General features: G+C 72.9%; 2 protein-coding genes. One reads left to right on the top strand and one right to left on the bottom strand.

What is annotated here, in order from left to right; all coding sequences use genetic code 11:
• Window positions 1–40: 40 nt before the first annotated feature.
• Window positions 41–385: a hypothetical protein gene (locus tag ACWGI8_RS44415; protein WP_453669328.1), complete on the bottom strand. Its 345-nt coding sequence runs from the start codon at window positions 383–385 to the stop codon at window positions 41–43.
• Between the two features lie 53 nt (window positions 386–438).
• On the opposite strand from ACWGI8_RS44415, the gene ACWGI8_RS44410 reads away from it, so the two are divergent.
• Window positions 439–1,146 (top strand): uridine kinase, encoded by a 708-nt coding sequence (locus ACWGI8_RS44410; protein WP_453669327.1) that lies wholly within the window; start codon window positions 439–441, stop codon window positions 1,144–1,146.
• Window positions 1,147–1,271: the final 125 nt, after the last annotated feature.

Raw genomic sequence — 1,271 nt, 5'->3', positions numbered from 1 at the left:
GGGAGCTCCCCGCGGGCCCGTCGCCATGTGGTGGGCCCGCTCACCCCGGGATGAGACCGCCCAGCAGCGGACCGGCGACCGGGATGTCCTGCGCGGTCGCCAGGGAGCCGGTGAGTGACCGGGAGTCGACCGACTGGAAGTCGGCGACCTGGGTGCCGACGCCGTTGTTGAGCGGATCAACTCCCGTGTTCGCGAGCGGATTCAGCGGAATGTGCTGGACCGGCGCGCTCACGTAGCCGACCGTGTCCGCCAGGGCCTGCGCGGACGCCGCCGGTTCGACGTCGCCCACCGACGCCGCCTGAGCCGCGCCGGCACCACCGCCGAGCGCCGCGCCCACCGCCGTGATGGTGAGACCGGCAGTCCTGAGCAATTTGTGACGTGCCATGAGAATCCCGTCTGACGAGTAATCGGGTGAGCACGCAGCGTAGTTCTCCTGTGATGCTGGATACCAACCGGACTACCCGGGGGTCCCCTGCACGGGTCAATGCCTCACACTGGTGTCCCGTGAGTTCCCAACCCCTGCCGACGCGCGTCGTCCTGCTCGCCGGGCCCTCCGGGTCCGGAAAGTCGTCCCTCGCCGCCCGCTCCGGCCTCCCGGTGCTGCGCCTCGACGACTTCTACAAGGAGGGCGACGACCCCACCCTCCCGCTGATCCCCGACAGCGCGGACATCGACTGGGACTCCCCCGGCTCCTGGGACGCCGACGCCGCGGTCGCGGCCGTCACGGAGCTGTGCCGCACGGGACGGACGACCGTACCCGTGTACGACATCGCCACCAGCTCCCGGACGGGCCGGGAAACCCTCGACATCGACCGCACCCCGCTGTTCGTCGCCGAGGGCATCTTCGCCGCCGACATCGTGAGCCGCTGCCAGGAGCTCGGCGTGCTCGCCGACGCACTGTGCCTGCGCGGCCGCCCCTCGACCACCTTCCGCCGCCGGTTCCTCCGTGATCTGCGCGAAGGCCGGAAGTCCGTCGCCTTCCTGATGCGGCGCGGCTGGCGCCTGATGCGCGCCGAGCGCGGCATCGTGGCCCGTCAGGCAGCCCTCGGCGCCCACCCCTGCGGCAAGGACGAGGCGCTCGGCCGGCTCGCGGCCGCGGCGGCGGGCCGCTGCCGCCGGATGCCCGCGACGAGCGAAGCGGCGTAGCGGGTACGCGGGGGTGCCGGACACCCCCGCGGCGGCGGGACGGACCCGGGTCTCTCGGTCCCGGGCGAGCGAGGCCCCGGAATCCGGACGTGAAGCGGGGCCGGACAAGACCCCCGATCTTGTCC

Source organism: Streptomyces sp. NPDC054841, assembly GCF_053611045.1.
The sequence above is the reverse complement of the archived record's forward strand: the minus strand, read 5'-3'. Positions and strand labels throughout refer to the sequence as shown.

What these genes read in the sequence shown, in the direction of transcription:
- ACWGI8_RS44410 (WP_453669327.1), top strand. Translation starts at nt 439, where the DNA reads ATGCTGGATACCAACCGGACTACCCGGGGGTCCCCTGCACGGGTCAAT.
- ACWGI8_RS44415 (WP_453669328.1), bottom strand. Translation starts at nt 385, where the DNA reads ATGGCACGTCACAAATTGCTCAGGACTGCCGGTCTCACCATCACGGCG.